Origin of the sequence: Aeromonas sp. HMWF017, assembly GCF_003061465.1 — a bacterium.
Lineage (GTDB): Bacteria > Pseudomonadota > Gammaproteobacteria > Enterobacterales > Aeromonadaceae > Aeromonas > Aeromonas veronii.
This window is the reverse complement of sequence record NZ_QAJD01000039.1, coordinates 37,299-43,711: the sequence shown is the minus strand read 5'-3', so window position 1 is coordinate 43,711 and position 6,413 is coordinate 37,299. Positions and strand designations below refer to the sequence as shown.

The 6,413-nt window shown below is 61.4% G+C and carries 7 protein-coding genes and 1 pseudogene; all 8 read left to right on the top strand.

The genetic code is table 11. The features are described 5' to 3' along the window. Positions 1 to 271: pseudogene (locus DBR30_RS21560) on the top strand (hypothetical protein); the annotation flags it as partial. 107 nt (positions 272 to 378) lie between these two features. After that, positions 379 to 951, top strand: coding sequence for a DUF3157 family protein (locus DBR30_RS03210; RefSeq protein ID WP_108541120.1), 573 nt, complete (start codon positions 379 to 381; stop codon positions 949 to 951). Positions 952 to 1,140: 189 nt separating this feature from the next. Further along, positions 1,141 to 1,782 carry an autotransporter gene (locus DBR30_RS03205; protein ID WP_042080712.1) on the top strand — a complete coding sequence of 214 codons (642 nt, stop codon included), beginning with the start codon at positions 1,141 to 1,143 and terminating at the stop codon, positions 1,780 to 1,782. Between the two features lie 180 nt (positions 1,783 to 1,962). Continuing rightward, positions 1,963 to 2,910: a YbgA family protein gene (locus tag DBR30_RS03200; RefSeq protein WP_005338692.1), complete on the top strand. Its 948-nt coding sequence runs from the start codon at positions 1,963 to 1,965 to the stop codon at positions 2,908 to 2,910. A gap of 69 nt (positions 2,911 to 2,979) precedes the next feature. Then, on the top strand, positions 2,980 to 3,867 hold the full coding sequence (locus DBR30_RS03195; RefSeq protein WP_108588181.1) for a MerR family transcriptional regulator: 888 nt from the start codon (positions 2,980 to 2,982) through the stop codon (positions 3,865 to 3,867). Further along, the gene (gene phrB, locus DBR30_RS03190) at positions 3,864 to 5,285 is read left to right on the top strand and encodes a deoxyribodipyrimidine photo-lyase (RefSeq protein ID WP_108588180.1); all 1,422 of its coding nucleotides are present in this window, start codon (positions 3,864 to 3,866) and stop codon (positions 5,283 to 5,285) included. The genes DBR30_RS03195 and phrB overlap by 4 nt, the downstream gene beginning before the upstream one ends. 1 nt (position 5,286) lies before the next feature. After that, the gene (locus DBR30_RS03185) at positions 5,287 to 5,715 is read left to right on the top strand and encodes a nuclear transport factor 2 family protein (protein ID WP_005343652.1); all 429 of its coding nucleotides are present in this window, start codon (positions 5,287 to 5,289) and stop codon (positions 5,713 to 5,715) included. Next, the coding region (locus DBR30_RS03180) for an SDR family NAD(P)-dependent oxidoreductase (protein WP_108588186.1) at positions 5,712 to 6,413 on the top strand (702 nt) is incomplete at its 3' end. The genes DBR30_RS03185 and DBR30_RS03180, both read left to right, overlap by 4 nt.

The following is a 6,413-nucleotide window of genomic DNA, read 5'->3' as shown; positions in this document are numbered from 1 at the left end:
CACCAATCCACGGCAGCTTGAGCAGCGTTATCTGCGAATGGTGGATCAAGCCGAGCAGATGCTGGCCGATATGGGGCTGGACGAGGCACAGGTCTTTTTCCATACCCTGTGTGACTGCTCCACCACCCTGGCCCGGGTGCGTCTGCCCGAGCATCAGCGTGCGCAGGCCTTTGATATGCAATCGGATATTTTGTCCGCCCTCAAGGGGAGCAAGTTCGATCTGGTGACCCTGGATATGGCACAGAAAGAGCGGCACGATCTCGCCATCTAGTCTGCGGGCAAGCGATGCGGGTGCCAGAACGTGAGTGCTGTCATAGGCAAGGTGCGACGGGACTGTTTATACTGTCGCCCTTTTCACCCGTTACCGAGCTTCGCCCTATGAAACCCTTCTCCCGTCTGCTGATTGCCCTGTGCCTCTCCCCCGTACTGGCGCAGGCTTCCCCTCTTTCTCAGGTGACGCTGCCCGATGGTCGGCAGGTTCAGCTCAACGACGACTTCACCTGGGAGTATCTGGTAGTCAAACCGGCCGAGTCCGTGCAGGGCGTGACTGCTGATGGGAAGGCTGGGGCCGTGGTGGCCGTCGCTGCTCCGGTGCTGACCGATCAGGCCAAGGCCAATCCGGAACTGCTTGCCCAGATGGCGCGTGACGGTGTGGTGGTCAAGCTGGACAAGATCGAGGGATCTGACCCGCTGGTGCTGACCTTTATGGTGAGCAATACCGGCACCCGCAATGTGGTCGGGGTACGTGGCATGGTGACCCTGTTCAGTGCTGACGGGGTGCAGCTGAGCCGTCAGGAGGCCCGCTTCTGGGTTGCCGAGAATCGTCTGCCGGAGACCTATCTGCGCAAGGGGCAAGCCCGTCCGTCGCTGGCCCTCGAGATCCCCCGTCCTGCCGGATTGACCGGTCAGCCGCTGGTGCGGGTCGAAATTGACGAGGTGGTCTTCCGCTGATTTGGCGTTGTTCCGGCCCATGCAAACCGTGTGGGCCGGCAACTTGTTGCCGCTGACACCCCCTGCAATATCTGCTTACATCTGACATGGTTCTGCAACAGCTTGCAGCTCGGCAAGCCGGGAACCTGATCGCACAATGACTCCATACCAGCTCGCTAGCAACGGGCCCAATCACATGGAGTTATCATCATGAAAAAAGCAACTGTCTCTCTTCTGGTTCTGGCCGGGTTTGCCTCTACTTCCGTCATGGCGCAGGATGCCTTCAGCTACGCCAAGGGTTCCGCCACCTGGGCGCACACCAAATCCGACTATCTCAGCGGTACCTTCAGCAATGACAGCAAAGGAACCCGTGATTTTGGCGGTCTGAGCCTGGATCTCTCCAAGAGCTTCGGCTCCAATTTCTATGGTCGCGGCAGCACTGAATACACCTCTCGCAGCAACGGCAACGACAGCATGTCGATCTCCAGCATTGGTGTCGGTGTCTTTACTCCGCTGAGCACGGGTCTGAACCTCTACGGCGAAACCGGTGTGACCGGCTACATGCTGGAGCGTGAACTTGCCAGCGATATCGCTAACAAAGGGTGGGATGCTGTTGCTCGCAAAGATAGCGGTAGCATGTACGGTGAAGTGGGTCTGCGCTACGACATCGGCAATGTCGAGCTCTCCACCGCTTATCGCTACGCCAACATGACCGACGATATGCACGACTTCAAGGTGGGCGGTGCCTACAAGCTCAACCAGAACTGGGCGCTGACTGCCGATTACACCTATCGCAACTGGGATCTGCAAAAAGGTTCCATCTCCAGCCTGGGTGTGAAGTACAGCTTCTAATTTTCCTTCCCGTAGTCCGTAGTGTCTTGTTTTTTACCCATGGCGTTCGCCATGGGTTTTTTCTTTTTCCGGTGATCCCTTTTTTCTCCTTGTGTCGTATCAGTCGCAAATACTTATACAACTTTCATTTTTTTGTATAACTGCTATAACTGAATCAATGCTTATACAAGGAGCGTCATCATGTACAAGATTAAAGTCGGTATCAGTGCCTGCCTGCTGGGACAAGAGGTACGTTTCGATGGGGGCCACAAGCGCTCCAGCTTCTGCGAACGGGATCTTGGCGCTCACTTTGACTACCACCCCGTCTGTCCCGAGATGGCTATCGGTCTCGGGGCGCCCCGCGCCGCCATCCGGCTGGTCAAGCGCAACGGCGAGATCCGCGCCGAGGCGAGCAACGGCAGCTTCGATGTCACCGAAAAGCTGATTGCTTTCAGCGAGCAGAAAGCGCGCCAGCTCGACTTTATCTCCGGCTATATCCTCTGTGCCAAATCACCCAGCTGTGGCATGGAGCGGGTCAAGGTCTATGGCGCCAACAACGAGGGGAGCGCCAAGGAGGGGATTGGCCTCTTTGCCAAGGCGTTGATGGAGGCCAACCCCCTGCTGCCGGTGGAAGAGGATGGTCGCCTGTGCGACCCCATCCTGCGCGAGAACTTCGTGCTGCGGGTCTTCGCCTACCACGACTGGCAGCAGCTCTGCGCCCGCGGCATCACTGCCTCTGCGCTGATCCGCTTCCACTCCCGCTACAAGTATCTGGTGCTCTCCCATGCCACCACCCACTACCGCATCCTCGGCAAGCTGCTCGGCAATCTGGGCAAGTCCACCAATTTGCAGGAGGTGGCCGACAACTACATCAAGGGATTGATGACGGCGCTGACCCTGCGAGCCAACCGCCGCAGTCACACCAATGTGCTGATGCACCTGCAGGGCTACTTCAAGCGGGTGCTGACCCCGGCCCAGAAGCAGGAGCTGGCCGATACCATCGACAAGTACCGCACCGGCATCTTCCCCTTGCTGGTGCCGCTCACCCTGATCCGCCACTACCTGCGCGAATACCCCAATCCCTATCTTGCCGAGCAGGTTTATCTCAATCCGCACCCCGATACACTCAAATTGCGTTACGGGCTCTGAATCCGTTCTGTTGCCCCGGCGCATGGTTTGCGCCGGGGAGCCTTACCCCTCTGTTTGATGGACGTTGTCATGTCTGATTTATCGCAAGAAGTTGCTCCTCTCGCTGATGAGGGGATCTACCCCATTCGCGAGGTCTCCCGTCTCACCGGCGTCAACGCCGTGACCCTGCGTGCCTGGCAGCGCCGCTACGGTCTGGTGCAACCGGCCCGCACCGAAAAGGGCCACCGCCTCTACAGCGAGCAGGATATCCGCCAGATCGGCGAGATCCTGAGCTGGCTGGAGCGGGGAGTGAGTATCGGGCAGGTGAAGGGGCTCTTGAGCGAACCCCATTCCGCGCCGGTGAGCGATCACTGGCAGCAAACTCTGGAGCAGTTCAGTCAGGCGCTGCTCGCCTTCAACCAGCGCAAGGCGGAGGCTGAGCTCAACGATCTGCTGGCGAGCTACCCGTTCGAGCTGGTGCGCAGCCGGATACTGCAACCGCTGGTGGAGCGGCTGCTGGGGCTGTGGCGCGAGCGGCCCGATGGCGAGCTGCTGCAACAGGTGTGGCTGGGCTGGCTCCATACCCGCTTCGCCCGCCACCTGATCGAGCAGGAGAAGGGCGTGCCGATCACGCTGGCGAGCTGGGGACAGGTTGGCCCCCTCGATCTGGTGTGGGCCGCCTACGAGCTGATCGGTCAGGGCTATGAGGTGCAACTGCTGGGGGCGGTCGAGCCGCGCCATGCCAGCCTGCTGGAGGGGCGTGCCGTTACCCCCTGGCTGGTGCTGCTGGGTGCCGGGCTCGGCAAGCAGGAGCTGGCCGCCGGGTGGCCCGCAGGCACACGCCTGTTTGGCGAGTTGGGGCGCCTCTACGACGATGAGTGGCTTAAAGCTCACGGCTGGCAGGCGAGCCTTGCCGAGCAGATGGTGAACGCGCCTGCTGCGGCTGGCACCAGCGGACGCGGGAGGAAAAAATCATGAAGCTGGTCTGGTTTCGCAATGATCTGCGCCTTGCCGACAACCCCGCGCTGCGGCATGCCTGCGCCGATGATGAGCCGGTGGCCGCGCTCTTTATCATCTCTCCCACCCAGTGGCGGCAGCACAAAATGGCCCCGATTCGTCAGCGCTTTATGTTGGCGCAGGTGGATGAGTTGGGCCGCGAGCTGGCGGCGCTCGGCATCCCGCTCCATCTGCTGCGAGTGGAGACTTTTGCCGAGGTGCCCGTAGCGTTGGCAGACCTCTGCCGCGAGCTGGGGGTGACCCAGCTCTACGCCAATCAGGCTGTCGAGATTGATGAGCAGCGTCGCGACCATGCCGTCAGCGCCGCGCTGGCTGAGCAGGCGGTGAGCTGTCACTGGTTCAACGGCTGTTGCGTATTGCCGCCGGGGCGGGTGCTGACCGGCTCGGGTGAGATGTTCAAGGTGTTCACCCCTTTCAGCCGCGCCTGGCTCAAGGCGCTGGATGAAGAGGGGTTTGTCATTCATCGGGCGCCGACACTGCGTGGCGAGCCGTTGCCGTGGCAGCCGTTGGCCGAGCGGGACTTCGTCGATGCCGCCCTTGGCGAACTGACGGCAGACCCCCGCTGGCCTGTGGGCGAGGTGGAAGCTCTGCGTCGTTTGAACATTTTTCTGGAGCAGGCAGTGCTCGACTATGGGGAGACCCGGGATTTTCCTGCCATCGCGGGCACGTCCGTGCTTTCCCCCTATCTGGCGACCGGCATCATCAGCCCCCGTCAGTGTGTGGCGGCGCTCCAGCAGCGGCTCGGCTATCGGCCCCAGTCGAATGCCCAGCCCGGCTTTGTCTGGCTCAATGAGCTGGTCTGGCGCGAGTTCTATCGCCATCTGCTGGTGCTGATCCCGACCCTCTCCATGAATCGCCCCTTCAAACCGGAGACCGCAGCGCTGCCGTGGAGCTGGGACCCGGATGCCTTCGCCGCCTGGTGCGAGGGGCGCACCGGCTACCCCATCGTCGATGCGGCGATGCGCTGCCTCAACGCCACAGGCTGGATGCACAACCGGCTGCGGATGATAGTGGCGAGCTTTCTCACCAAGGATCTCCATATCCACTGGCGGCTCGGGGAGGATTACTTCATGAGTCGGCTGATCGATGGCGATCTGGCGGCCAACAACGGCGGCTGGCAGTGGGCAGCGGGTACCGGTGCCGATGCGGCGCCCTATTTTCGGGTGTTCAACCCCACCACTCAGGGGCAACGATTTGATCCACAAGGGGAGTTTATCCGTACCTGGGTAACTGAACTTGCCGATATTCCCGCCGCTTATGTGCATCAGCCCCACGACTGGCTGCGACTCAAGGGGCGCCGGGATTATCCGGCACCCATGGTGGATCACTCCGTTGCCCGGGTGAGAGCCATCGAGATGTTTCGCTCTCTGGAGAAATAGGATGAACGAGCCGCTGGCCCGCTTTATTGGCCTCTATCAGCAACTGGACAAACAGCAGTTGCACCGCTTGCCCGAGGTCTATGCCGAACAGGTGGTCTTTACCGATCCGGCCCACCGTATCGAGGGGCTGGCGGCCCTTGGCGACTATTTTGCCGCCCTCTATCAGCGCCTCGCCTACTGTCGCTTCGTCATCACCAGTCAGCAGCAGCAAGGGCAGCAGGCCTGGCTCGGCTGGACAATGACCTTCTCTCACCCCAGATTGCGTGGCGGTGAGCCGGTGACGGTGGAGGGGGCCACTCGCCTCGAATTCGACGAGGCGGGCAAGGTGTGCCAGCACCGGGACTATTTTGACCTGGGCGCCATGCTCTACGAGCAGTTGCCGCTGCTTGGGCCCGTGGTGCGCACTATCAAGATGAGGCTTGGCGCATGAGCGGCCGGGTGCTTATTACAGGCGCGACTTCCGGCATAGGTCGTCAACTGGCACTGGATTACCGGCGGGCAGGCTGGCAGGTGTGGGGCTGTGGCCGCGATGGTGAACGGCTGCAGGAGCTGGGGCTGCACGGCATCACGCCGCTGCAGTTCGATGCTCGGGATCTGGCCGCAATGAGCGGGGTGGCTGCTACGCTGCCATTCCTCGATCTGCTGATCCTCAACGCAGGCAACTGCGAGTACATGGATGTGGCGGAGGGGTTTGACAGCGAGCTGTTTGCCCGTGTCATCGACACCAATCTGACCGCCACCGGCCATGCTTTGGCCGTCTTCTTGCCGTTGCTCGGGGCTGGGTCGCGGCTGGCCATCGTCAGCTCGTCGGTGAGCTGGCTGCCGCTGCCACGAGCCGAGGCCTATGGCGCCTCCAAGGCGGCCCTCGACTATCTGGCGGATACCTTGCGCCTCGATTTGGCCAGCAAAGGGATCGGGGTGACCCTGATCCGCCCCGGCTTTGTCCAGACGCCGCTGACCGCCAAAAATGATTTTCCCATGCCCTGTCTGGTGACAGTGGAACAGGCCTCCCGCGCCATCATGGACGGGCTGACCGCTGGTCGTCACCAGATCCACTTTCCCCGCCGTTTCATCTGGTTGCTGCGCCTGCTTGGTGCGCTGCCGGTGGGGCTCTGGCTGCGCCTTGGC